This is a genomic window from Aliiglaciecola aliphaticivorans, assembly GCF_054782055.1.
This window is the reverse complement of sequence record NZ_BAAGTF010000010.1, coordinates 182,075-206,392: the sequence shown is the minus strand read 5'-3', so window position 1 is coordinate 206,392 and position 24,318 is coordinate 182,075. Positions and strand designations below refer to the sequence as shown.

General features: G+C 40.0%; 22 protein-coding genes. 17 read left to right on the top strand and 5 right to left on the bottom strand.

What is annotated here, in order from left to right; translation table 11 throughout:
- The first annotated feature begins 211 nt into the window (after positions 1 to 211).
- Both ACYVIL_RS06270 and kynU read left to right on the top strand, forming a co-directional pair.
- Positions 212 to 1,096: an alpha/beta fold hydrolase gene (locus ACYVIL_RS06270; RefSeq protein ID WP_460311925.1), complete on the top strand. Its 885-nt coding sequence runs from the start codon at positions 212 to 214 to the stop codon at positions 1,094 to 1,096.
- Between the two features lie 38 nt (positions 1,097 to 1,134).
- Positions 1,135 to 2,406, top strand: coding sequence for a kynureninase (gene kynU / locus ACYVIL_RS06265; protein WP_460311924.1), 1,272 nt, complete (start codon positions 1,135 to 1,137; stop codon positions 2,404 to 2,406).
- 70 nt (positions 2,407 to 2,476) lie between these two features.
- On the opposite strand, the gene ACYVIL_RS06260 is transcribed toward kynU, so the two are convergent.
- Positions 2,477 to 4,114 (bottom strand): response regulator, encoded by a 1,638-nt coding sequence (locus tag ACYVIL_RS06260; protein WP_303473705.1) that lies wholly within the window; start codon positions 4,112 to 4,114, stop codon positions 2,477 to 2,479.
- 325 nt (positions 4,115 to 4,439) lie between these two features.
- On the opposite strand from ACYVIL_RS06260, the gene ACYVIL_RS06255 reads away from it, so the two are divergent.
- The 4 genes from ACYVIL_RS06255 (at position 4,440) to gmhB (ending at position 7,888) form a co-directional block, all read left to right on the top strand.
- Positions 4,440 to 5,597: an acyl-CoA dehydrogenase family protein gene (locus ACYVIL_RS06255; protein ID WP_303473706.1), complete on the top strand. Its 1,158-nt coding sequence runs from the start codon at positions 4,440 to 4,442 to the stop codon at positions 5,595 to 5,597.
- Positions 5,598 to 5,706: 109 nt separating this feature from the next.
- Positions 5,707 to 6,468: an SDR family oxidoreductase gene (locus tag ACYVIL_RS06250; protein ID WP_303473707.1), complete on the top strand. Its 762-nt coding sequence runs from the start codon at positions 5,707 to 5,709 to the stop codon at positions 6,466 to 6,468.
- A 68-nt stretch (positions 6,469 to 6,536) separates the two neighbouring features.
- Entirely contained in the window at positions 6,537 to 7,352 is an 816-nt protein-coding gene (locus ACYVIL_RS06245) for a putative RNA methyltransferase (protein ID WP_303473708.1), read from the top strand.
- Positions 7,352 to 7,888 (top strand): D-glycero-beta-D-manno-heptose 1,7-bisphosphate 7-phosphatase, encoded by a 537-nt coding sequence (gmhB, locus tag ACYVIL_RS06240; protein ID WP_303473710.1) that lies wholly within the window; start codon positions 7,352 to 7,354, stop codon positions 7,886 to 7,888. The genes ACYVIL_RS06245 and gmhB overlap by 1 nt, the downstream gene beginning before the upstream one ends.
- 1 nt (position 7,889) lies before the next feature.
- Here the strand turns inward: gmhB and ACYVIL_RS06235 are convergent, their stop codons facing one another.
- Together ACYVIL_RS06235 and ACYVIL_RS06230 are read right to left on the bottom strand one after the other, a co-directional pair.
- Entirely contained in the window at positions 7,890 to 9,422 is a 1,533-nt protein-coding gene (locus ACYVIL_RS06235) for a DUF3413 domain-containing protein (protein WP_460311923.1), read from the bottom strand.
- On the bottom strand, positions 9,423 to 9,647 hold the full coding sequence (locus tag ACYVIL_RS06230) for a YejL family protein (RefSeq protein WP_303473712.1): 225 nt from the start codon (positions 9,645 to 9,647) through the stop codon (positions 9,423 to 9,425). It lies immediately after the preceding gene.
- Between the two features lie 121 nt (positions 9,648 to 9,768).
- Here ACYVIL_RS06230 and yejK point away from each other — a divergent pair, with 121 nt between their 5' ends.
- The 4 genes from yejK to ACYVIL_RS06210 all read left to right on the top strand — a co-directional run bounded on the left by yejK (position 9,769) and on the right by ACYVIL_RS06210 (position 13,087).
- Entirely contained in the window at positions 9,769 to 10,818 is a 1,050-nt protein-coding gene (yejK, locus tag ACYVIL_RS06225; protein WP_460311922.1) for a nucleoid-associated protein YejK, read from the top strand.
- A gap of 101 nt (positions 10,819 to 10,919) precedes the next feature.
- Positions 10,920 to 11,795 (top strand): 6-pyruvoyl trahydropterin synthase family protein, encoded by an 876-nt coding sequence (locus ACYVIL_RS06220; RefSeq protein ID WP_460311921.1) that lies wholly within the window; start codon positions 10,920 to 10,922, stop codon positions 11,793 to 11,795.
- Complete coding sequence (locus ACYVIL_RS06215) at positions 11,788 to 12,600, top strand: M23 family metallopeptidase (protein ID WP_460311920.1); 813 nt, start codon at positions 11,788 to 11,790, stop codon at positions 12,598 to 12,600. The genes ACYVIL_RS06220 and ACYVIL_RS06215 overlap by 8 nt, the downstream gene beginning before the upstream one ends.
- Before the next feature lie 85 nt (positions 12,601 to 12,685).
- Complete coding sequence (locus ACYVIL_RS06210; RefSeq protein WP_303473716.1) at positions 12,686 to 13,087, top strand: hypothetical protein; 402 nt, start codon at positions 12,686 to 12,688, stop codon at positions 13,085 to 13,087.
- A 172-nt stretch (positions 13,088 to 13,259) separates the two neighbouring features.
- Here ACYVIL_RS06210 and ACYVIL_RS06205 read toward each other — a convergent pair whose 3' ends face one another.
- Positions 13,260 to 15,047: a M61 family metallopeptidase gene (locus tag ACYVIL_RS06205; RefSeq protein ID WP_460311919.1), complete on the bottom strand. Its 1,788-nt coding sequence runs from the start codon at positions 15,045 to 15,047 to the stop codon at positions 13,260 to 13,262.
- A gap of 256 nt (positions 15,048 to 15,303) precedes the next feature.
- Between ACYVIL_RS06205 and ACYVIL_RS06200 the strand changes: the two genes are divergently transcribed.
- From ACYVIL_RS06200 to ACYVIL_RS06185, 4 genes are all read left to right on the top strand, one after another.
- The gene (locus ACYVIL_RS06200; RefSeq protein ID WP_303473718.1) at positions 15,304 to 15,984 is read left to right on the top strand and encodes a flagellar brake protein; all 681 of its coding nucleotides are present in this window, start codon (positions 15,304 to 15,306) and stop codon (positions 15,982 to 15,984) included.
- A gap of 121 nt (positions 15,985 to 16,105) precedes the next feature.
- On the top strand, positions 16,106 to 16,567 hold the full coding sequence (locus ACYVIL_RS06195) for an Mpo1 family 2-hydroxy fatty acid dioxygenase (protein ID WP_460311918.1): 462 nt from the start codon (positions 16,106 to 16,108) through the stop codon (positions 16,565 to 16,567).
- Positions 16,568 to 16,784: 217 nt separating this feature from the next.
- Complete coding sequence (locus ACYVIL_RS06190; RefSeq protein ID WP_303473720.1) at positions 16,785 to 17,864, top strand: sensor histidine kinase; 1,080 nt, start codon at positions 16,785 to 16,787, stop codon at positions 17,862 to 17,864.
- Complete coding sequence (locus tag ACYVIL_RS06185; protein ID WP_460311917.1) at positions 17,854 to 18,678, top strand: LytR/AlgR family response regulator transcription factor; 825 nt, start codon at positions 17,854 to 17,856, stop codon at positions 18,676 to 18,678. Before ACYVIL_RS06190 ends, ACYVIL_RS06185 begins: the two co-directional genes overlap by 11 nt.
- A gap of 189 nt (positions 18,679 to 18,867) precedes the next feature.
- Here ACYVIL_RS06185 and ACYVIL_RS06180 read toward each other — a convergent pair whose 3' ends face one another.
- A complete protein-coding gene (locus ACYVIL_RS06180; RefSeq protein WP_460311916.1) occupies positions 18,868 to 19,866 on the bottom strand; it encodes an ATP-dependent 6-phosphofructokinase in 999 nt (332 codons plus the stop codon).
- 212 nt (positions 19,867 to 20,078) lie between these two features.
- Between ACYVIL_RS06180 and ACYVIL_RS06175 the strand changes: the two genes are divergently transcribed.
- The 3 genes from ACYVIL_RS06175 (at position 20,079) to ACYVIL_RS06165 (ending at position 24,278) form a co-directional block, all read left to right on the top strand.
- The gene (locus ACYVIL_RS06175; RefSeq protein ID WP_460311915.1) at positions 20,079 to 20,930 is read left to right on the top strand and encodes a DUF6279 family lipoprotein; all 852 of its coding nucleotides are present in this window, start codon (positions 20,079 to 20,081) and stop codon (positions 20,928 to 20,930) included.
- 264 nt (positions 20,931 to 21,194) lie between these two features.
- The gene (locus ACYVIL_RS06170; RefSeq protein WP_460311914.1) at positions 21,195 to 23,267 is read left to right on the top strand and encodes a TonB-dependent receptor; all 2,073 of its coding nucleotides are present in this window, start codon (positions 21,195 to 21,197) and stop codon (positions 23,265 to 23,267) included.
- 87 nt (positions 23,268 to 23,354) lie between these two features.
- Complete coding sequence (locus tag ACYVIL_RS06165; RefSeq protein ID WP_460311913.1) at positions 23,355 to 24,278, top strand: DMT family transporter; 924 nt, start codon at positions 23,355 to 23,357, stop codon at positions 24,276 to 24,278.
- Positions 24,279 to 24,318: the final 40 nt, after the last annotated feature.

Here is a 24,318-nt window from a genome sequence, read left to right as displayed (position 1 = left end):
CTTTTACCTTTACCTTTACGTTCACGTAAAGTTGGAAATAAAGTTAACATAGTGTTAACGGAAGGTCAAATGTTGAAAAGGAATCTCTATTTAAAATATTGATGAAATGATTAAACGCCATGTATATCATAGCTCCCAAAGCAATTTTGCTAGCGAAAATAACGTATCACCTTTATGCTGAGATCCCTTTGGCCATAACGAAAAAGTGAATATGAGTATTTTGAAATTTCTTGTTGTCCTGATTGTTTTGTTCTGTTCCCATCTTAGGTGCACAGAATCCTTCGCCAATACATTACAAAATATTCAATACACTCAAGTGCTCGGTGCAGAGTATAATGAAGCCGATAAAACCTTAAGCTACGGACCCGAAAAATTACAATTCGGTAAACTCTGGTTGGCGAACAATAGCCTAGAAAATGAGTCCAAACCGCTGGTTATATTTATCCACGGAGGATGTTGGTTAAATGCCTATTCAATTGACCATAGTTTTGCATTAACCAGTGCCCTTGCTGACAACGGTTTTATGGTGTGGAGCTTAGAATATCGACGTGTTGGTGACGAGGGGGGCGGATGGCCAGGAACCTTTGAAGATATTCAACGTGGTATTCAATTTATTTTATCCCAACACAAACACCTCAACTTCGATCCGAAACGTATATACCTACTCGGACATTCTGCTGGTGGTCATCTAGCTTTGTTAGCAAATGACAAGGTTATTGCCGCAGATGTAAATGAAACTTTTAAAATTAAGGTTATTGGGTTGGCTGCCATTACTGACATTATTCAATATTCTAAAGGGTCAAATAGTTGTCAAACCGCCGTGAGCCAATTTATGGGAGGGCAATATGAAGACACGGACACGAGCAAAAATAAGGGCATTGTCATGGACTATAAACATGCCACCCCAAGAAACGTTGCTGAAGTGACTTTGTTCCATGGTGAGCAAGATCAGATCGTTCCGCTGTCACAAAGCACTGATTTTAGCTCTGAGGTTGTGCGTATTCCCGGGGCCGGGCATTTCGATTTTTTACACCCAAAAACGAAAGCTTTTGAATTATTGCTGGAACACATTCAGCAATCTGGCAAAACACACTAATTCCAAACTTAAATTACGTACTTATACAGAGTAACTAAATGACAAATCAAATTTCTGCTTTCACTTCATTAGAGGAATTAAAAACTGCTGCTGCAACGTTAGATTCTGAAGATAAACTTGAGTCTTATGGGGCGTTATTTGACTTGCCTGATGATTGTATTTATTTAGACGGCAATTCTTTAGGTGTATTACCCGTTAGTGCTAAAAAACGCGCCAAGGAAGTGGTTGAGCAACAATGGGGCAGAGATTTAATAAGCAGTTGGAACACCCATAATTGGATTGATTTACCTTTCATCGTCGGCGAGAAAATTGCAAAAATAGTTGGAGCAGCTCCTTCGCAAACCCTGTGTTGTGATTCTATTTCCGTTAATTTATTTAAGTTGCTGTGTGGCGCGTTGAACATGCGTCCAAATCGAAAAGTCGTGCTGTCACAACAAGACAATTTTCCAACAGACCTTTACATGGTGCAGGGGGTTGAATCACTTTTAAGCAGTCAGCGCTGTATGTTAAGAACAGTAGATTCAAATAACCTCGAAGCGTCACTGAATGAAGAGGTGGCGGTGTTATTATTAACTCAAGTGAACTATAAAACCGGTTACATTCACAATATGGCAAAGTTAACGAAATTAGCCCATGAAAAAGGAATTTTAGTTATCTGTGATCTTGCCCATAGTGCCGGTGTGTTAGATCTCAAACTAGATGAATGGGAAGTGGATTTTGCCGTGGGTTGTACTTATAAGTATTTAAATGGTGGGCCAGGAGCACCAGGTTTTGTGTATGTTGCACAACGTCATTTAGCCCAATTTAAACAACCCCTAAGTGGATGGATGGGTCACAGTAATCCATTTCAATTTTCCCCCAACTACCAGAGCAATGAGAGTATTTCTCAGTGCTTAACGGGTACCCCAGCCATTATTTCAATGAGTATATTAGACGCCGCATTAGACGTATTTAATAACCTAAGTATGTTGCAGGTAGTGGAAAAGTCTCAAGCACTTACTGAATTTTTTATTGCAGGTTTAACCGCATTAGAATTAGACACAGATTTAATTTGTATATCACCTCTAGAGCCAGAGCTTAGAGGCAGTCAAGTGGCTGTCACTCATCCTAACGCTTTCGCTATTTGTCAGGCGCTTATTAAGCGCAATGTTGTCGCCGACTTTCGCGCCCCTAACGTGCTTCGCTTCGGCTTTGCACCTTTGTATATTGGCTTTTCAGATGTTGTTAGGGCTTTAGAAAGTCTAAAACAAATTATCGATAATAAGGTGTATCTCAACCCGGAGTTCGAAGTGAAAAGTAAGGTAACTTGAGGTGAGGTAAAGGGAGGCTTTGAGCCTTTGTTGTTGCTGTGTTTGAGTTAGTTATGTATTTGTAGAGAGGTTATTCTGGCTTTTCGTTGATAATGAATTGTTCTTTATCTGCACTAATTCTGCCACCAATTTCATTTAAACGTTTGCGATTACTGATACTTAATTCGCGACTATCTAATTCGTTAAACAACTTGATGGTTTTTGCTTTTTTGTATTCTGCCAAGTTCGACTCCAATAGCCCTTGTAACAGGTTTAAACCAAATGCCGCTTCTTTGGGAAACAGTAAGTAAGCTTGGTAAAAATAGTCTACAGATTCTAGGTAACGCTGTTGATTGTGCAGATGCAACCCTTGTTTATTAAACTTAAGGGCTCTGGGTCGTCTTTCCCCTAATTCTTCCTCTTGCTGAGCTATAACCATTGAAGAGATGGTTTGATCTGTGAGGTCTTCGGTGTCTAACATTTTTTCCTCACAATCAAACAAGATTTGAGCTGCCCGCATCTCATCACCCACCCCCAGCCACCCCTTGATGGCGTCAGTCATGGTAGGAACATCTGCTGCTTTAAAGTCTTTTTGATCGGCTTCTGTTAAAAGCGCTAAAGCTTTGTCTTGATCATTTTCTAGTATTGCCACAAGAATGTTCATGTAATCACGTTTAATCGCGAGATTCTCTTCTAAATAATTGCGTCCAGCATTACCGATTAAAAATCGCGCCACTTGTAAAGCATTGGCTCTTTCATGGCTTTTTTTCGACTCCGCTATCGTGAGATAACAGCGGGCCAATTCCAATGATAGTTCTGCATATTTCTCTCGAATATCCTTTGCATTTAGACGTTTCCGCTCTAACAAATCAATGGCTTTATCCATTTTGTTTTGTAATTGGTAAACGTAAGACTTTAATTTAGCTGCAGGCATTGAAAGCGCGCTTTCTTTGATTAAATCAATATATTCCTCAGCTACCTCATATTCTTTTCGACCAATGCAAATCCGGGCTAGCCATTCGCAGGCTTTGTCATTGGTTAAATGGGCACCTAACATGTCTTTTAGCAATTCTTCGCTAATTTCTATTTTGCCGGCTAAATACTGGGCATGTATTAGTCCCCATTTGGCCCAAATTACATTTTCGGCACTTTTTAAGACGCCACTGTACAGTGCAGCCGCTTCATCATACCTGGCAAGTTTCAATAATAATCTTGCACGTATTTTTAATAGGTTAGTGCGTGATTTTGGTAAGGCATTATTTTTCGCTATTTCTTCGAGTTTGAGCAGAGCGAGATCCCACTGTTTTTCATCCATCAAAGCTAAAACAGGCATCAATTGTCTGCGTACTTTCAAGGTGTTAGCGATGGTTTTTTCGAGGATGCGAATGGTATAGGGTTTGATGACTAGATCGTCGGGATGAATGTCAACAATTTGTCCAATTATCAGGGGTAGTCTGTCAGACGTGACAAAAATCAAACCTGTAGTATGCTTTAATAGTTTTTCACGGCTTAATTCTTGAATGACTTCCACACCATTTTTGTGATTGCCAAGGTGGAAGTCCATTAAAATTAGATCAAATGGACGGACTTTCAAGGCTTTCTTGAGTTCTCTACCATGAATAAAACAAGAGACATTAGAGTAACCCATTTCTAGTAAATGGTTCCGTAAAAGAATTCGGGCCATGCCATTATCTTCAACTACAGCGATGTTGATTTTGGGTACAACCACAATGATTTCTTCTTTCTGATCAATTTATTACGACAATATAACAAGCATAGTATCAAAATAACAATGTACATTGCTATGGATAGTTATTTCACCACAAATTAATTATGCAAGTATCAAAATATGCTGCTCAAGATATTTCGATTGAATAGGCTAACCCGAGAATCGAGGCTAAAATAAGACAATAAAACCTCTGACATACAAAAACTGTATACAGATGTTGGCAGTTTTTGGTGATATTATTTTTTCTTACGTTAACGTTAAGGTAATTAGTTTGGTATTCTATTTACAATACTTTAACATGAACGTTTTTATAGGTGTCTAGCATATGAATTTTGATTTAACCGAAGATCAAATCGCTTTCGTTGATACAGCAAAACAATTTGCTGAACAGGAACTTGCGCCCCATGCAGCCCGTTGGGATAAAGAGCATATATTTCCTAAATCAGTCATTCAAAAAGCAGGAGAGTTAGGCTTCTGCTCACTTTACACTCCAGAAGATGCGGGAGGGTTACAGCTTAGTCGCTTAGATTCCGCCCTAATTTTTGAACAATTGGCCAGTGGATGCACTGCGACTACGGCAATGATGACTATTCATAATATGGCGACTTGGATGATTGCAAGCTGGGGAACAGAGTCGGTCAAATCGGCTTGGTGCCCAACCTTAGTCACTGGCGAACACCTTGCCTCTTATTGCTTAACTGAACCCGGATCGGGATCTGATGCCGCGTCTTTACGGACGTCAGCGGTAAAAGAAGGAAACAACTATCGCATTAACGGCGCTAAGATGTTTATCTCAGGGGCAGGTGAAACGGATGTGTTAGTCGTTATGGTGAGAACCGGTGATAATGGGCCCGCTGGTATCTCTGCGGTCGTGATCCCTGCAGATGCTGAAGGTGTTATTTATGGTAAGGCCGAAGAAAAAATGGGTTGGAACGCCCAGCCCACTCGATTAATTACCTTTGAAGATGTGTTAATACCCATCGACAATTTACTGGGCAAAGAAGGTGAAGGATTTAAATTTGCTATGATGGGGCTTGATGGGGGCAGGGTAAATATTGCCACTTGTTCCATTGGAACTGCCCAGCGAGCGTTGGAAACCGCCACTGAATATATGCAAACACGTACCCAATTTGGTAAACCATTAGCCGCCTTTCAAGCACTTCAATTCAAACTCGCAGATATGGCGACAGAACTCGTTGCAGCTCGTCAAATGGTGCGACTCGCAGCCTATAAAATAGATAGTCAGAGCCCGGATAAAACCACTTACTGTGCTATGGCTAAACGATTTGCCACTGATGTTGGTTTTCAAGTTTGTAATGAAGCGCTGCAAATCCATGGTGGCTACGGTTATATTCAAGAATATCCTTTGGAACGTCATGTTAGGGATGTACGTGTACATCAAATTTTAGAAGGCACTAATGAAATTATGCGAATGATAATTGGAAGACGATTATTAGCAGATAGTGATAATCAAATTCTCTAAAGGCGTAGGATAAAATGAGAATTTTCAAGGTTGAAGGCAAGGGATCTTTATCCTTTAATACGTTTTACAGTCGTAAATAGTAGTAACCCTATAGTTAAAAAGGTGAGTTATGGAACTTAAGAATAAAGTAATTGCGATTACCGGAGCGGCGCAAGGACTTGGTTTGGCAATGGCTAAAACCTTCGCTGATGCAGGTGCTCACGTGGCCATGCTGGACGTTCAAGATATTGTGGTGAAAGGTGCAGCGGAACAAATTTCCGAGTTAGGCGTAACCGCTAGAGGCTATGCGGTTAATGTGACTGATGAGTCGGATGTGGAATACGTCTTTTCTCAAATTAAGCATGATTTTGGTCAGTTGAACGGCTTAATTAACAGTGCTGGCATCATGCGTGATGGCATGTTACTTAAAATCAAAGACGGCAAAGTCGTCGATAAAATGTCAAAACAACAGTTTCAATCTGTTATTGACGTGAATGTCACCGGAACGTTTTTGTGTGCTCGAGAAGCCGCCACAACCATGATAGAAACCAATAGTTCTGGCGTCATTATCAATCTATCTTCTGTGTCCCGAGGTGGCAACATGGGGCAAACTAATTATTCTGCTTCAAAGTCAGCTGTGGCAACCATGGCGGTAACATGGGCTAAAGAACTAGCTCGATATAATATTCGTACCGGTTGTATCGCTCCTGGCCTGGTAAACACAGCCATGGCAGCGCAAATGCGGCCTGAAATGATAGAAAGATTCCTATCTACCGTACCTGTAGGTCGACTGGCGGAAGCTGAAGAATTAGGCCACGCGGCAAAATTTATATTCGAGAATGATTATTTTACGGGGCGGACACTTGAATTGGATGGTGGAACAAGGGTCTAATAGCCTACTTTCTATTATCGCCGGGCTGTTACTGAGTTTGGCATCAAATTTAAGGTAGTCTTAATTACATGTGGATTTGTCCAGCTTGTCGTCTTCCATTGTCATTGGATGCGGGTACGTGGCGTTGTGCCGCAAATCATTGTTATGATCGCGCTAAAGAGGGGTATGTCAACTTACAACTGGCACAAGAGCGCAATAGCAAAGCCCCAGGCGACAATAAAGAGATGATATTGGCCCGCCGTGAATTCTTGCAACACGGCTTTTACGACCCTCTAATAGAGCGTATTGCTGAGTTAATTCAATTGCATGGTCAACACCCGGATTTGGCCTTGTTCGACGCTGGTTGTGGCGAAGGGTATTACTTAGCGCAGCTTTGCAGGCAATTAAAAAACGCCGGTTATCAGTGTTCTGCATCAGGCTGTGACATATCAAAAGTGGCTGTTCAGCGTGCGGCTAAGACACATAATGATTGTCAATTCGCGGTTGCCAGTACGTTTAAAATTCCTGTTGAGGATCATACTATCGATGTGGTTGTGCAAGTTTTCGCGCCTTCTAGTGAGGATGAAGTGGCACGGATCTTAAAACCCAATGGCTTATGGATTTTAGTCAATCCCGGACCAATGCACCTGCAGCAACTTAAAGAATCCATCTATGCAGAATCGAAACCCCATACGCTGAGCCAAGTAGATAGCCAAAATTTCTCGTTACACTGCAGAGAATCATTGGCATTTGATTTGAACTTTCAGACACCGGAGCAACGACTTGCATTGTTAAAAATGACACCTTACTACTGGCATACTAGTGAACAGAATAAACAACAATTTTTGCAAGCTGAAAATAATTGTCAGACGGAATTTGATATCCAAGTATTGAGAAAGATGTAATGACACCTAAAGCGTTATTCTTAGACCGAGATGGTGTGATTAATGTTGATCATGGTTATGCATCTCGTCCCGAACAAATCGACTTTATTAGCGATATTTTTCCACTTTGTAAGTGGTTTCAACAACAAGGTTACATCATCATTGTGATAACCAATCAGTCGGGGATTGGTCGTGGTTATTACACAGAAGATGATTTTCATCAGTTGTCAAAATGGATGCAGTCAGAGTTTGAAAAGCGAGGCATTAAGGTTACGGAATTTTTTTATTGTCCCCATCATCCCACAAAAGCCAAAGGTAAATACCTGCAATCATGCGCTTGTCGAAAGCCAAACCCCGGCATGCTCGAACAAGCGCAAAAAAAATTCGATATTGATATGTCACACTCGGTGATGATTGGAGATAATAAAACCGACATGTTGGCCGCGTCTCGAGCAGGGGTGGCCCATCGTTACCTCTACTCAAGCACCCCCATGGCCGATGACACTAACATTGGGTTTAAATGGGTTGATAGTCTAAATCGTATATACCCTATTTAGCCTAATAAAAATGCATTAAGTGTTTAATCGCCTGACTTAACAACCCTGTATTGAGGCTATCAATACTTTCTTCGCCAGTCTGTCGGTCATAAATTTTGTAGCTGCCATTGGCCAATACTTCAATGCGATTATCATTTTGCATGACAATGACCTTACTACCTTTGGTTCCAACCAACCAATTGCGACGAGGGCTCTGCATTGGCTGACCTACGGCGTAATCATCGGAAAGAGCTTGGCAGCCTAGATTTTCTAACACTGTGGCTGGAAAGTCTAAGTGACTCGATAAGGTTTTGTTGAGTTTAAAGTTCGCATACAAGGGCACTTGTTGAATATCATCACGGTTAGCAGCAAGTTTAGAGATAATCACTTGATTGTTATCTAAGACACCTGAAGCTATTAATTGTTTAATGTTTGCACTCGATACAAATCCAACAGCTAGTTTAGGTTGATCAGAAACACTTGCTTTAGCAAAGGTCTCAAAATCCGTGTTTAATTTTGCTAATTTCGCATTTTCTAGAGGTAAATCAGAATACAAAAATACGGGTAACCCGAGTTTTTGCGGCAGCTCTAACATCAATGGAGTTTTGTTCTCAAGCTCAGAAGTATAAATCTCTGGCAAGCCAAATAAGCTCGAAAATTGAGATGAGTGATGGTTGGAGCTCAAATCATAATGATTGTCATAGGCGATGAGCGTGGGGCTCTGTAACGTTAACTCTGGCTCATCGGTTTGAATGAGTAACACAAAACGTTTGCTAATATTAATACTGCAATACACAGGTTTAGCCGGGTAGTTAATACCGTGAACGCTGCGATCAAATTGCAATGCTTTACGCTGTTTATAATTTTCTATGTCCAACAAGCCGTATTTGGACATGAGTGCTTTAGCCGTGGCTGGATATGACAAAGGGAATAAATTATCTTGTTTGACTATGGGCTGATATAAGTTTGCGTCAGCCCAAATATGCAAAGCATGACTACATACAAAACAAGCAACAAATAAACTACTGATAGGGACACCCAGGCGAAACTTTTGAAGTCGTTCAATTCGTTTCCAAAGGGCATTTGCCAGTATAAGTTGGAACGAAAGCCAGACGACAAATAATAACAGCAAAAAGCCCCATTGCTGCCAGCCAAATGCATTGATTACCGGCTGAGTTTCACTTTTGATTAAGTCAGCAGAGCCAAAGTTGAGATGTAAACCATATTTAGTATATAGCAGTGCATCAAATGCCAATAACGCTAAGCCCAACGCGGCTATAGTTGACGCAGCTCCACGTATAAAACGTGACTTTGGGAATCCATAAATCAGCGGTAACACTAAAATGACAAACGCAAAAAAGGTTAAAAAGCCAATATGACTTACCCAGTTTACTAACAGGAAAGTAATCCCCAGTAAGGATTCAGGTAAAGGAGATGCAAAAACGTAAATTCCTGCGATCACTAAAGCAATGACAATATTGGAAAGCGTAAACCAGTGACCCCAAGTGACTAACTTGGTTAACATAATACGACGGGGTGTTTCTGAGAGTATCATTTATTTTTGTTTTCCATTGATACTTTTCATCAAGATTTGTGTAAACTGAGCGGCCATTTTTTCGCGCTGGTTATCGTTTACTTGATGCAAAAAGATGTTGGTGATGACATTTCCTAACGCCATTAAAGATAAATCTCTATTTGCTTCATTTTTTTCCAGAGCAAATACGATGTCATTCATTAGCGCTTCAAATTGAGCGTCTGAATATTTGGATTGTTGCGGCATGTTTGAACCTTTAAACCGATTTAGGTAAATAGTAACAAGTATTCGAACAGATAGTAACTAGGTGCTGTTTATTCAATGGTCGGTTTTTTTATTTTTTGTCACTTTATAAGGTTAGATTTTCATGAGCGCTGTTATTCAACACTTTGTGGTACATCAATTAGGGATTAATGAACAACAAGAGTTAACGGTTGTTCCCAAAAGTACTTGTTTTGACGTCACGCCTGATATTGAAACACTGGCACAGCAAATTAATCAAGTGTTCAACCAAAAGCCAGGTAAAGGGGTGGGGAGTTTTATTGATCCGACTTCACCTTCTGATGAGTCATCTGATGAAAATGCGATTGAGGCGAATGATCAGTTTCGTTCTGAATTATTAGCGATGATAGCGGACCCCGATACCTTTATTGATTTTAGTGTTGCCAGTTGCGAAAAGCTCAAGAAAAGCATGGTCGAAATGGCCACGGTAGAAACGGGTTTTGTGATCTTTAGTCATTATGAATTTTTAGCCACTGAATATTTAATGATTGCGCTGTTAAACACAAAACAGCACGTAGAAATTACCGAGGGTTTAGAATTGACTTACAGCGATCATCTAGACTTAGCAAAGATGCAATTAGCCGTCAGAATAGATTTAACCCAATTAAAGACGCAACCGGAACAAAACCGTTATATCAGTTTCATCAAAGGACGCATGGGCAGAAAGGTCTCAGATTTTTTCATGCATTTTATTGGTTGTGAAGAGCTGGTCGATATTAAGCAGCAAAATAAACAACTGTTGAAAACCGTAGATGAGTTTATTGCTTCTGAGCAGTTAGACAAAGAAGAGCAGCAGCAAACTCGACAAATTGTGTCTGATTATTATAAGGCTAAGTTAGAACAAGGGGATGATATTCAGATTGAAGAGTTGTCGCAAAGCCTGCCTCAAGAAGAAGGACGTAACTTTGTAGACTTTAACCAACAGGCTGAAACCCCCTTGGAATCATCGTTTCAAGCAGATCGTAGTGCGTTAAAAACCTTAGCCAAATTCAGTGGTCAAGGCGGTGGTATTAGTTTGAGTTTTGACAGAGTGTTATACGGTGATAGAGTGCAATACGACCCAAATTCCGATACTTTATTGATTAAGGGTATTCCACCTAATTTAAAAGATCAGCTCACTCGGAATAACAACTAGTTTTAACCAATACAAACATGCCGTCGTAATCTGAATACGATATACTTGAGCAACCTAAAAAGTTTATTAACTACATTAAAATTACAGGACTACTTTACACTATGCAGCTTTTTGTAAACGACTTAACCGTAATGGATTTTTCCTATCTTTGTGCACAAAGAGGAATGGTTGGTGAAAGTTGGATTGTGGATGTGATTTTAGATGGTGAACTTAATGAAGAAAGCATGGTGCTTGACTTCGGAAAAGTTAAAAAAGAACTAAAGTTTCTTATTGATGAATATGTTGATCACAAGTTACTTGTACCCGCAGAACATGCTTTTAGTATAATTGAGCGCGATGCCAATAGCGGCGAAGTGAAAGTGGACTTTTTGAGGCCGAATGGGAAGTCAATTCATCTCTTATGTCCTGCTGAAGCATATGCTTTCGTCTACGCAAAAGAAGTGGATATCGCGTCTGTCGGTCAATATCTAAAAGACGTTATTGCGACACACCTTCCGAGTAACGTTGATGGTATCGAATTAATATTACGTCCAGAAGTTATCAATACGCCCTATTATCATTACACCCACGGTCTCAAAAAACACGATGGTAACTGTCAGCGCATTGCTCACGGTCACCGGTCGAAGGTAGTGGTGTATGAAAATGATAAGTTGAATGTAGATTGGCAGGAATATTGGGCCAAACGTTGGCAAGATATCTACGTCGGTAGTCAAGAAGACATTATTGACGGTCAACAAAGTGCTTTATCGGAACAAATTGAAGACCTTTCAACTCACTTCTTTTTTAACTATGAGTCATCTCAAGGTGAATTTTCACTGGCTATTCCAAAATCTGAGTGTGACATAGTTGATACCGACTCCACGGTGGAATGTTTAGCGCAGTTTATGGCGATGGAATTGAAACAGCAAAGGTCACAGAGTCGCTTTAAAGTGCTCGCATTTGAAGGGGTAGGAAAAGGAGCTATTGCTTATGCTTAAAGTCGTAATTACAACCTTATTCAGTTTGCTGATCAGTGTTAACGTCATCGCCATTGAACTTGAAGGGGAGCTATCTCAGGGCGCACTCATACGCGGCAAGGCACCAAGTGGCAGTCAAGTATGGTTAGATGGCAAAGCATTAACGGTATCTGAGCAAGGCTATTTCGTTTTTGGTTTTGGCCGGGATGCAGAGCTAAAGCACGAACTGAGCTGGCAGGCACCAAAGCAACCTAAACAACAACAAGATGTGATTTTAAAAAAGCGTGAATATGATGTTCAGCGGATTGAAGGGTTACCCCCTAAAATGGTCACGCCTCCCGAAGATGTGTTGGCTAGAATTCGTTTAGATAACCAACAAGTGGCTAAGGCGCGATCGCGCCGTGATCCGCGCGTTGACTTCATGCAGACCTTTATCTGGCCAGCTGAAGGGCCGATTAGTGGTGTGTATGGTAGTCAGCGTGTGTTAAATGGCCAACCCAAAAGACCCCATTTCGGCGTTGATGTGGCTGCGCCTACAGGTACTCCTGTTTATGCTCCAGCTGATGGGATAGTGACCCTTTGGGTGCCAGATATGTATTATTCTGGTGGCACCATGATTATTGATCACGGCCACGGGGTTTCTTCTACATTTTTACATCTGCATGCCGGTCATGTAAAAGTGGGCGATATTGTTCAGCAAGGTCAATTGGTTGCAGAAATTGGTGCCACTGGTCGGGTGACTGGTGCGCACTTGGATTGGCGAATGAATTGGCAAAATCAACGAGTGGACCCCGCTTTACTTGTTCCTCAAAGGCCTTCTAATTAATCAAAAATCTTTGCTAAAAACTGTACCATGGGTAGCTTGTTTTGATGATATATTTTGTATGGAGTCAAAAATAAAGGTTGCTGCAATGAAATACGACATGGCCATGAGCACGATTATTGGTATCAAACCCATGAAAGCATCTGAAGTGGTGAAAATACATCGAGTACTCGATGGTTTTGAACCCAATGGTGTCGCTTTCGAAGATGTCTTAAAACAAACTAAGATGGATCCCGTTCGCTTAAGAGATTTGTTAGACAAATACCATTTTTATTTTACTGAAGTGGGGGATTCGTCCCGTTATATTGTTAACAGATATCATTACGATGAAGCTGATTTAGATGAAGTCATTGATAGTATTGAAAGGCGAAATGTGCGCTTTGCCATTGCTAAATTTACACCATTTTTTGTCATTGGCTTGATTTTATGTAGTGCGACAATCGGTTTTATGCTTTCAGCAATAGTGAATAAAAATGGCGGTTATTGGTAGCTAACATCTTGCCGGTTAACAACCATAACCCGCTTTCTAGCATTGAACTTGTGTGAACCGTTTTTATAGGATGGTGTCTGCACTGGATAAACACAAAGGTAAGATAACCGAGATGTTTATTTTACCTTTGTGTGTTGCCCCTAGGGCGTTTCGGGTTTTTAGACTGCCGTTACTAGCTGTTTAACCATAGAACCTGCTTCTGCTCATTTGACGTCGTTAAATAGAGGGTATCTTTCACTGCACTTCGTATTGGCATCGTGAAGGTTTTTAGTTTACCGTCACGGAATACGTGCAATCTGACCTGAGATTGATCTTGATAATTCTCCAGAACGTTGAAAAACGAATCTTTACTCACTTGCCATTCTTCTATTGCTATTAGGTTATCTTTAACTTGTAATCCTGCTTCATAGGCTGCTGAGTCTTCTAAAACCTGCATGATAGAAATGCCTGTTGCGGTGGCCTCAAAAGTCGCACCGAAATCAACTGACAGAGTCTCTTGTGCGGGCATTCCGCCTTTATCAGCAACATCTTTTCTTGCTCTGCAATGCAAAGTAACACCGAACTCTGCCAGCAGTTGCTCTGTGGGGATAGGGAATGTTGAATACAAAGCCCGCTCTAAAAAGTTATCTAGGTCGACATGTAAATCGTTTTTCAAAATTTTATGAATGGAATCATTCTGAGTCCCAATATTGACACTGCCAAATCGTTGCCACAGTATTTTTAATAAATCGAAAATACTGTAGTTGTTGTTGGATTCTTTGCGGATTAATAAATCTAAACACAATGCGATTTCAGCTCCTTTGGCATAGTAGCTGACAATATTATTTGCAGCACTCGCATCCTGTTGATAAAAGCGTGTCCAGGCGTCATAACTAGATTCAGTCACGGTTTGTTTTAAATTACCAGGGTTGCGTTTTAGTCGGGTTAATGTTTGGCCTAATACTTCAAAGTAACTAGTGACGTCGATTAAACCGCAACGCAATAAGCTTAAGTCATCTATATAACTGGTGAAGCCTTCGTAAATCCACAGCTGCTCAGAATAGGTTTCTCGACTCAAGTCTAAATTGATAAACTCCGCGGGTTTAGTGCGTTTAACGTGCCAAGTATGGAATAACTCATGGCTGCACAAACTTAAGAAGGTACGATAACCGTCTGGCATTTTATGTTGTTGTGCTTTGCTTGGAAGCTGATTGCGCGGGAATTGCAATACTGTTGAGTGGCTATGCTCTAATCCACCAAATCCTGCTGCACATAGCAAGGTAATAAACAGATAACGCTCCACTGGAGTATTTTCATCAAATAGGGATAGATGGTGGTCACATATTTTCGGTAAATCTCTACAGATCCTGTCCATATCAGCTTGATGAGAACCGGTTAAAATAAATTCAAATTTAACGTCTTTTACTGAAAAATAAACAATATCAAGTTCACCTAGTATAAGCGGATGGTCAATAAGACTTTGGTAGTTGTCCGCTTTGAAAGATTGAGTTGATTTGTGAGTATGGGTTTGTAACATTGCCGTTGCAATAGACCAGCTATCTAGTTTCGCGTCTGGAATGCTAACGTCGACGCTGCAAGGACCAGAATAGCCCTCGACTTCAAAGAATACACTAGTCCCATTAAAAAATGCATATTCATCGCATATGTAAGCACTTCTCACTGACAAATCAAATGCATAGACAATGCTTTCAATATGAACCTTGCCTTTGCCTGGGGTGACTTGCCAGCTTTGTTTATCTAATTTTTCGATTTTCAAGCTTTGTAGATCATCGTCATAGGCTTTGAGGGACACAACATTCTTGGCAAAGTCTCGGATCATGTAACTTCCGGGGATCCAAGCGGGGAGTTTGAACTTAATATTACCTTGATCAGTGATATTAATTGTTTGCACGATTTTAAACGTGTGACCGGCAATTGAGTCAACAGTAACGGAATAATGAACTTGTTCAGATGTTTGCAAAGTTGTGCTCTATTTATGGTTTTACATTGTTAAGAACCACCAGTTTGGTATACGCAACTGGTGAAAAGACTGTCGTTAAGGATAACCGATAGCCTGTGTTGAGTTAAGTATTAAACAGCTAAGACATTGATATTATTCTCTGTTACAGCAGTTAAAAGTTGTAGAGTCGAAGTTTAAATGATAAAAAATATACAATTCATAGGGATTTATGGCTTCAGAGACAGGCAACTGCTAACTTATAGGAGATTTCCAACCAGTGGCAATAACGCAAGACAAAGCAGGCTTAACTCGGCAGGATTTACGTAAATTACGTGCAATGCGCCCTGGATTAGCTCTAGATCTGCAAATTATGGCTGCATCGGGGGTCACCAGAATTAAGACTGAATTTGTTGGGATGGATAGTAATCGCTTTTTAATAATTAAGTATCCTGATGAAACTCGTTGGGGGAATTTACGCGATGTGATATACCCTGATGCGGTTTTAGTCGTACGTTATATTCATGAAGACGACGCGGGTGAAGTGGTTGCATTTAAAGTTAAGATTAGTGTCATAGTTAATAATCCAGCGAGTTATATATTTACGACTTTTCCACAATCGCTTCAATGTCATGCCCTCAGAAGTGAACAGCGAGCACAGGCCCACGTAAATGTGACCGTAGTGGAAAAGGAAACGGATTTACTGTTATTTGATGGTCTCATTGTCGATCTGTCTTCCAGTGGTTGTCGTGTATCGGTTGATCGTCAATTGGTTAAGCAGAAACTAGCGATTAAAACTCTAATTACGTTAGCGATTAAAAATCCAGACGGAAAAATATCCGAATTAACTGGTATAGTCATGAATCAGAAAGTGGATGAGATTCGGTTTTACTTAGGTGTAAAATTTGAAGCATCTGAGAAAGTTGTGGAAGGATTGCTGCATCAATTGATGATAGCGTGACTTTCTACTGGGTGACATTATAGGCGTTGTCGTGGGGATAACTCCTAATTAGGTGGCATCACAATTAATAATAAAAAAAATTTACATTGTGCAGAGCTAAAGCTCCAATTAAGAGGTATTTATGCGAAGAGTCGAAATGTTATTAAACGAGTATGGTGAAAGTCATACAAACAAAACCAATATTCTCATTCACGGGATAGCCGTACCGGCTATTTACTTTGTGACTTTTGCACTGATTTGGTCTATTCCAACCCCTGAGTTTTTGAATCATTTCGACATTACTTGGGCTCATGTGATTTCTATTCCTGTACTTTGGTATTATTTTAAGTTGTCAGGTCCTATTGGCGCAGCAATGACATTATTGACTATTTTGTGCTTTGGCGGCGTTCGCTTGTTGTCCTATCTAGGTATTTCGGTTTGGCAATTCAGTTTAGCGTTGTTTGTGATCATGTGGATCTTACAATTTGTTGGCCATAAGATCGAAGGAAAGAAACCTTCATTTTTTAAAGATTTACAGTTTTTACTAGTGGGGCCTGCGTGGTGGTGGGTGCATTGGCTAAAGCGCTTTAACATTCAATATTAAAGGCTGTGTAGCTGTTTTAGATTAGGTTTTCTTGTCATCTAATAACGTGAGCCAGGCAGGTAGAATATGGCTTTGTCAAACAGACAAAAGCTAATAGTCCCCTTTGGTTACCCTCCTGCCTTTGCGACAAACCTAACTAAGGTTGGGATTAATAACGAGTTTTTTAATTTAAGCAGGCGTATACTCACTGCTTAATATGTTCACTTGAGATCTACTATTGTTCAATTGGCAAAAGCTATACGAAAATCGTGAAAGACTATTTTGGACCCTGCATACAGGAGGGTGGTTTGGATTCGCGATTGTTTATTATATCGGCTCATTCTTACACGACGTTCGCGGCATTTGGATATTTGTTATTGCACTTAATGCTATGGCAGGTTGGCTGTTAACTATCCCCTTGCGATACATCTATCGTTGGGCTCATCAGCAAAGCGCGTGGAAAATGCTACTTACGGTAGCGAGCAGTGCGTATTGCATCGCTTTATTCTGGGCGGTTTTAAAAAACATTAACTTTTGGGAAATATATAAACATGGCTATCGACCAGAAGCTTGGTTTATGTATTTTACCAATACCATCAATTCACTGATTATGGTGGTATGTTGGAGTGGCCTGTATTTTGGAATTAAAAACTTCCAAATGCTGCAAAAAGAAAAGCAAAATGCCCTTAAGGCATCGACAATGGCCCATCAAGCCCATTTGAAAATGCTTAGGTACCAACTTAATCCCCATTTCCTGTTTAACACATTGAACGCCATCAGCACGCTTATCTTGGTGAAAGATAATAAGAGAGCAGAGGCTATGGTTAGTCGTTTAAGCGATTTTTTACGCTATTCCCTAGACAAAGACCCCATTAAAAAAATCTCTCTTAAGCACGAAATACAAGCGTTAGAGTTGTATTTAGAGATAGAAAAAGTACGCTTTGATGAGCGTTTAGATGTTGAATGGGATATTGAAGATGATTGCAATGATGCCTTAGTTCCAAGTCTTATTTTACAACCCATAATTGAAAACGCGATTAAGTACGCTATTTCCAAAATGGAGAAAGGCGGTAAAATAAAAGTGGTTGCCAAATCCTTTGGGCGAGACTTAATGCTAGAGGTAAGTGACAACGGCCCTGGTGCGAATATTGAAAATGGGCAACTAAATCGAAGCAATGGAGTCGGGCTGCCTAACATTCAGGAAAGGCTTAGCTCATTGTATTCAAATAACTTTTCTTATGTCGTGTCTCACAATCAACCAACCGGTATAAAAGTGAGCATTCGAATTCCTTTTGAGGTGAATGACGGTGACAACTAAAATTAAAGCGTTGATTGTAGATGATGAACCCCTAGCCAGAAAAGGCTTGGCAGTGAGGTTACAAGAGTTCGACAATATAGACGTTTTGGGAGAATGCCAAAATGGTCTAGAAGCTGTCTCAGCCATTCCTCAATTGCGGCCTGATTTAGTGTTTCTTGATATACAAATGCCAGGCTTGAACGGTTTTCAAGTGATTAATAAGTTGAGAGAGTTACAGCAACCTATTCCCATCATAGTATTTGTTACAGCTTACGATAGTTATGCCATCAAAGCCTTTGATATCCATGCTTTAGATTATGTGTTGAAACCCATTGATGAAAAACGTTTACGGGTAGCAATAGATAAAGTAACCGCTGTATTTGGGCAAACGTCTGAAGGTGAGCAGAAAATTAAACTGGCAAAATTGGTGGCAGAATTCACCGGTGATGATTGCGAGGATATTTTACAGCGTTTGGCATCAGGTGAAAGTCTTGAGAATAAGCGTTACCCGTCAATTCTTGCAATTAAAGACGGTTCCGAAGTTACCCGAGTTGCTGTAAACGATATTCAATGGATTGATGCCGCGGGGGATTACATGTGTGTTCATGCGCTTGATGGTACCCACATTATGCGTCGTACCATGAAAGAACTTGAGGAAGAATTAGATCCCAGAAAATTTGTTAGAGCCCATCGCTCAGCAATCGTCAATATTCAGTATGTAACTAAAATGGTCAGTCATGTTAGTGGCGAATACCATCTGGTGCTGAGTAATGATACTGAGCTTAAAGTGAGCCGCAGTCACAGAGATAAAGTGAAGGAAATGATCAGGGTTTAGGCTTAACTCAAAACTTAGGGTAAACAAGTTTAGTTTACATCCTAGCTAGTTCTTTTATGTTTATATATGAACAATTTTAAGTGCCGCTTCTTTGTCATATGCAGCCCTGGCTCATTAGTTCACTGGATGCTATCAAGACGGTCGGTCTCAATAGGTCATTTATGACACAGATTTCAATTTAATTTGCGTTTAGGGACGTTTTAATATGTCGAATAAATCTTGTTGGATTTTAACTAAATAGGGATCTAACGTCTTATTTTGTTGCCAACTGGTTGCTAAATCATGACAAACCAATTGTTGATTTATCTCGCCGACCATAACGCCTGTTTTGCCTTCTAATGCCATTTCAACCGCAAAGGCCCCTAGTTTAGTGGCCAAAACTCTGTCTTGGGACACCGGAGAGCCGCCCCTTTGAATATAACCAAGAATGACTGGGCGGCAATCAATCTGGGTTTTTTCTGTGAGCACTTCAGCAAGGTTAGTGATGCCTTGAGGCCATAAATTTTCGGTTACCACAACAATATAGCTAGAATTTCCCCTGCGTTTTTTTACCGCTTCAATATGGTCTATTAAGTTTTCTAGTTCATGCTCACAGCTACGGGATAATTCGGGCAATAAAATATGATCTGCGGTAGAGGCAATGGCAGCATTGAGGCCAATAAATCCTGCGTGACGCCCCATAACTTCAATAAGAAATATTCGTTCAAAGGCATCGGCTGTATCTCTGACTTTATCAATGGAATCTAACGCGGTTTCAATGGCCGTGTAGTAGCCTATTGTTGCGTCTGTTCCATTTACGTCGTTGTCGATAGTGCCGGGAATGCCTATGACTTGTCCTGACCAATGTTGAGATAAGTGCTTCGCGCCTCGAAACGACCCGTCTCCACCAATAACTATTAGTGCCTCAATCCCCAGTGCATCAAGATTTTTAGCTGCCATTTTAGCGGCATCATCTGCTTTAAAACTCAAACATCTAGCACTGTTTAAAATAGTGCCACCGCGTTGAATGATGTTGGTTATGTTTGTAGATCTTAACTTTAAATACTCTTGTTCAAGTAATCCATTGAAACCATGGCGATAGCCATAAACTTGCAGTCCGTAACGTAAACTTGTTAACACTATGGCGCGGATACAAGCATTCATTCCCGGTGCATCACCGCCTGACGTGAGAAGCGCAATTTTACGCATATAAATTATCTCCTTGCTTGGACTAAAATGATAACTCCTTGTTAAACATAGTCCTTATACAAGAAACTATAAAGATTTGCACGGTTCAGGCGGTCAAAAAAGCAGGTATTGCAAAACTGTAATAATTGATGAATTACCCTTGCCTCACTGAGTCTTGTAAGCAATGATGTCAAATATATGCATACCACATAGTGAAATAAGAGAATATTTTAATGATGTTTAAACATGTAGTTATCAGTGTTTGTTTAGTCGCAATACTATTGCTCAGCGGCTGTACTTCAAAATTTGCTTATAACAATATTGATTGGATGATGTATTGGTACATAGATGATTATATTGATTTAGATAAATCTCAAAAAGGCTTACTTGATGAAAAAGTTGAAAAATGGTTAAAGTGGCATCGCCAACAAGAGTTAGCCAATTATCGTCAGCATTTAATAGATGTAAAAGCGGATATTCAATCCGGTTATTTAACCTCACAAGAATGGTCGAATCATATGGAGCGCGGCAACCAACACTGGGCGCGCTTTAGAAATGAAATCAGCCCCGAATTAGCTGAGTTATCCATTCATCTTAGTGACGATCAAATACATGAAATGTTTGACGCATTAGAAAAGGAGAACCAGAAAAAAGAAGAAAAGCGGAATAAAAAATCTAAAGAAGAGCGTCGGCAGGACGCCATAGAGGACACCCAAGATCAAATAAAAAAATGGGTGGGTAAATTGTCCAATTCACAAAAAGAACTGATCCGCACACATGCCACTAAATTCCTCTCCACCTTTGAGCAATGGATAGCGTATCGTCGCAGTATTCAAGCATCCGTTAAAAATATCATGTTATCGCGGCATGAAGTGCCGAATTATGCTGAAGAAGTAAATTATATGTTTCAGCACCCAGATCTATTCAAAAGTCCGGAATATCTGCAGGCAAGTGAACACAATCGTAGAGTTTATATTCAATTATTAGTGGAGCTACAACCCACGTTTACTGAAAAGCAAACTAAACATATTCAAAATGAATTAGATGACTTGATTGACGATATAGACGACTTAATTGACGATTAGTCATTTGTACATTCTATTTGTGGCCTCGGCTGAAAAAGAACTGATCAAACAATTGCAACCATAAAATAGGTTAGTTTAATAACTTAGCTTTCTAGATTTCTTCGCTTCTAATTTAATAGCTTAATTTCTTCACTTATCTTTTAGTGCTGACATAAAGCACTTGCTGCTTTCGTTATAATGTATTATTAACATGTCAATGCATTGATATTTCATTAATGTTTTATACCACGCTCTATCACAAACCCAAACCCCAAGGAACGTAGCATGAATATATGTGATAAAAAGAATACCTGCTTGATGATCGGGAAACTGCTTCTGGCCTCGTCCGTAATGTTGAGCTATCAAAATGTTAGTGCTCAAGAGTTAGAACGAATTACTGTTAAGGCGCAATATAAAGAGGAAGACCTGCAAACCGTTCCAATTGCTATTACGGCGTTAAGTGAAGAAGAAATTGAATTGCGAAATATGACTGATGCGTTATCGATCAGCAATGCGGTGCCCAATATCTATATCGCTAAAAACGTTGGGGCAGCAAGTGGAATGAAAGTATTTCTGCGTGGCATAGGTGAAGATGAATCTCGGGTTGGTGTGGATCCTGCGGTAGGTATCTATGTGGATGGTGTCTATATTGGTCGTCAAACTGGTGCTTTGTTAGATTTAGCGGATATCGAATCAATTGAAGTATTACGGGGGCCACAAGGGACTTTGTACGGTCGTAATTCGAATGGTGGTGCAATCAGAGTTACCACTAAACAGCCAAGTATTGATGATAGAACTATTTTAAAAATGTCGTTAGGTTCAGATCAGTTGACTGATGGCTATCTTATGGTTAACAAAGGTCTAACGGATAAATTAGCCGGTCAGGTATCAGTATTCAGTAAAAGTCGTCGTGGCTTTATTAAAAATACCGATAATGGTGAATACCTTGGGGATGTCGATAAAATAGGCGCACGTGTTGCCCTTGCATATTATGGTGACATATGGGATTTGTCTTGGTCTGCTGATTTTATGCGAGACAACTCAGAACCAGGATATTCTTCAAAAATAGAAGACGATGATGGGGATATATTTACGATTAATCAGTCGGAGTTTCCCATCACTGGATTAATCAATGGAGATACCGAACTTGGTGATTTTTATAATCATCTTTACCAAAGTGGCACGAGTTTAAAAGCTCATCGTTCGTTTGGTGATGAAATCTCGTTTGATTCGTTAACTTCGTATAGAAGGTTGGACCAACGAATGTTAACCATTGTTGTGCAGCCTTTTTTCCAAGATGTGCATCAAAATCAATTTAGCCAGGAGTTTAGATTCTCTCATGATGCAGAGGATTATAGTTGGGTAACAGGCGTCTATTTATTCCGAGAAAAAGCAGATCAATACACAGAGTATTTCTTTGGTGGTGCTAACATCGATCTATTGACTGAATCAGTTGGTTTATTTGGACAATATACGTATAACGTGACTGACAAACTGCACCTAACAGGTGGTCTTCGTTACACTTGGGAACAAAAAGATTTTGACAGTGAAACGACCGATGATTATTGGAGTTCTTTAGGTAGAGCGAATCAAGGACAGCAAAGTGAGCAATGGGGTAAAATGTCATGGAAAGGTGTTATTTCATATGATGTTAATGAAGATGCGATGACATATGCTTCTATTACAACTGGATTTAAATCAGGTGGTTGGTCGCCAGATAGTTTTGACCCAGTACAAGAAGAATCTGTTATTGCTTACGAAGTGGGATTGAAGAGTGATTTATCTAAATCGTTTCGTTTGAATGTAAATGCTTTTTACAATGACTATACCGATTTACAAACTAGTGGTTCGACTACTAATGGATTTACTCGTATTAATGCGGGTGACGTTGAAACATATGGTTTGGAAACAAATATCACCTGGCAGGCTACAGATGACTTAACAATTGATGCCTTTGTTGGTTTGTTAGAAGCTAAATATACGTCTATTACTGAAGAAGCATCGTTCTTTATCGAAGAAGATTTTGACTTAAAGCAAGCACCACCAGTGAGTTATGGGGTCAACTTTAACTATGTTAAGGAGCTTGGTGATGGTCAATTAATTTACAATGTGCAGTACTCTTACACCGATGATCAATACAACGATTTGGCCACCACTGAACTTATTAAGCGTCAAGCAACTGATATTCTTAATGCGCGTATTGCTTATAAATGGGGTACAGAGGTTGAGTATAACGTTGCTTTGTGGGCCAAAAATGCATTGGATGAAGAATATGCCGCATCGGCAACTACTGGGAATTTAGCCATTTACCCAGGTGATCCACGTACCCTTGGGATAGATTTTTCAATTAACTATTAAAAACAGCAATAAACACTTTTGGTTTAGATAACAATAGGGTTAAATAGCGCAATTGAACCATCAAGAATAGTTAGCGGTATTAAAAATATGAGATTAAGATTAAATGGATTTTTTCTTTCTTTGATTACGGCTGTTCTGTGGGGAGTTCTCCCTGTATTTTTGCAAATATGTCTGCAAGCCCTAGATAGTATGACTATTACTTGGATTCGTTTTCTGTTCGCTGGGCTTGTGGTGTTTGTGTTGTTAGTGAGTCGCAATGCGTTGCCGAATATATTGAAACAGCTGCCAAGATCTCAATTTATCTTGTTAATTGCCGCATTGGCTTTAGTCGTAAACTATGTATCTAACGTCAAAAGTCTTGATTACGTCAATCCAGAAACTGTGCAAGTGGTGATGCAAATAGCGCCTATTTTATTAATGCTCGGTGGCATAGTGTTTTATAACGAACACTTAAATCGCCTTGAAATAATCGGCGCTATTATATTATTCGTAGGCTTGGGTTTATTTTTCAGTCCTAATTTAGGTCGGTTGTTTTCTTCAATTAATGCTTATAACGCAGGGATATTGTTAGTCGTGCTTGCTGCTGTTTCTTGGGTAGCTTATGCGCTTATGCAGAAGGTTCTTTTAAGGTCATTTACTGCTAAACAATTAACCTTACTAATTTACCTAATCGGTATCCTCGTTCTCACCCCTTTTATACATTTATCCGCAATAACCGAATTGAATCAACTGCAATGCTTTGCGTTACTTTTTTGCTGTTTAAATACGGTAATTGCCTATGGTTGTTTTACCGAAGCATTAAATGTATGGAGCGCCGCTAAAGTGAGTGCGGTCATTGCAACTGGCCCCGTGTTTACATTTATAAGTGTGGTGATTGCCCAGCACTTACTGCCAGAGCAATTTAGTTTAATTGCCCTTAATGAATTTGTGATTTTAGGTGCTGCTTGCGTTGTGTGTGGCTCTATGACGACTGCGTTAGCAAAGCGTAAAGTCGTAAAACCCGTTGTTTAGGCAAATTGCTTCACTCAAGGAATTGTATAGTAAAGATGTA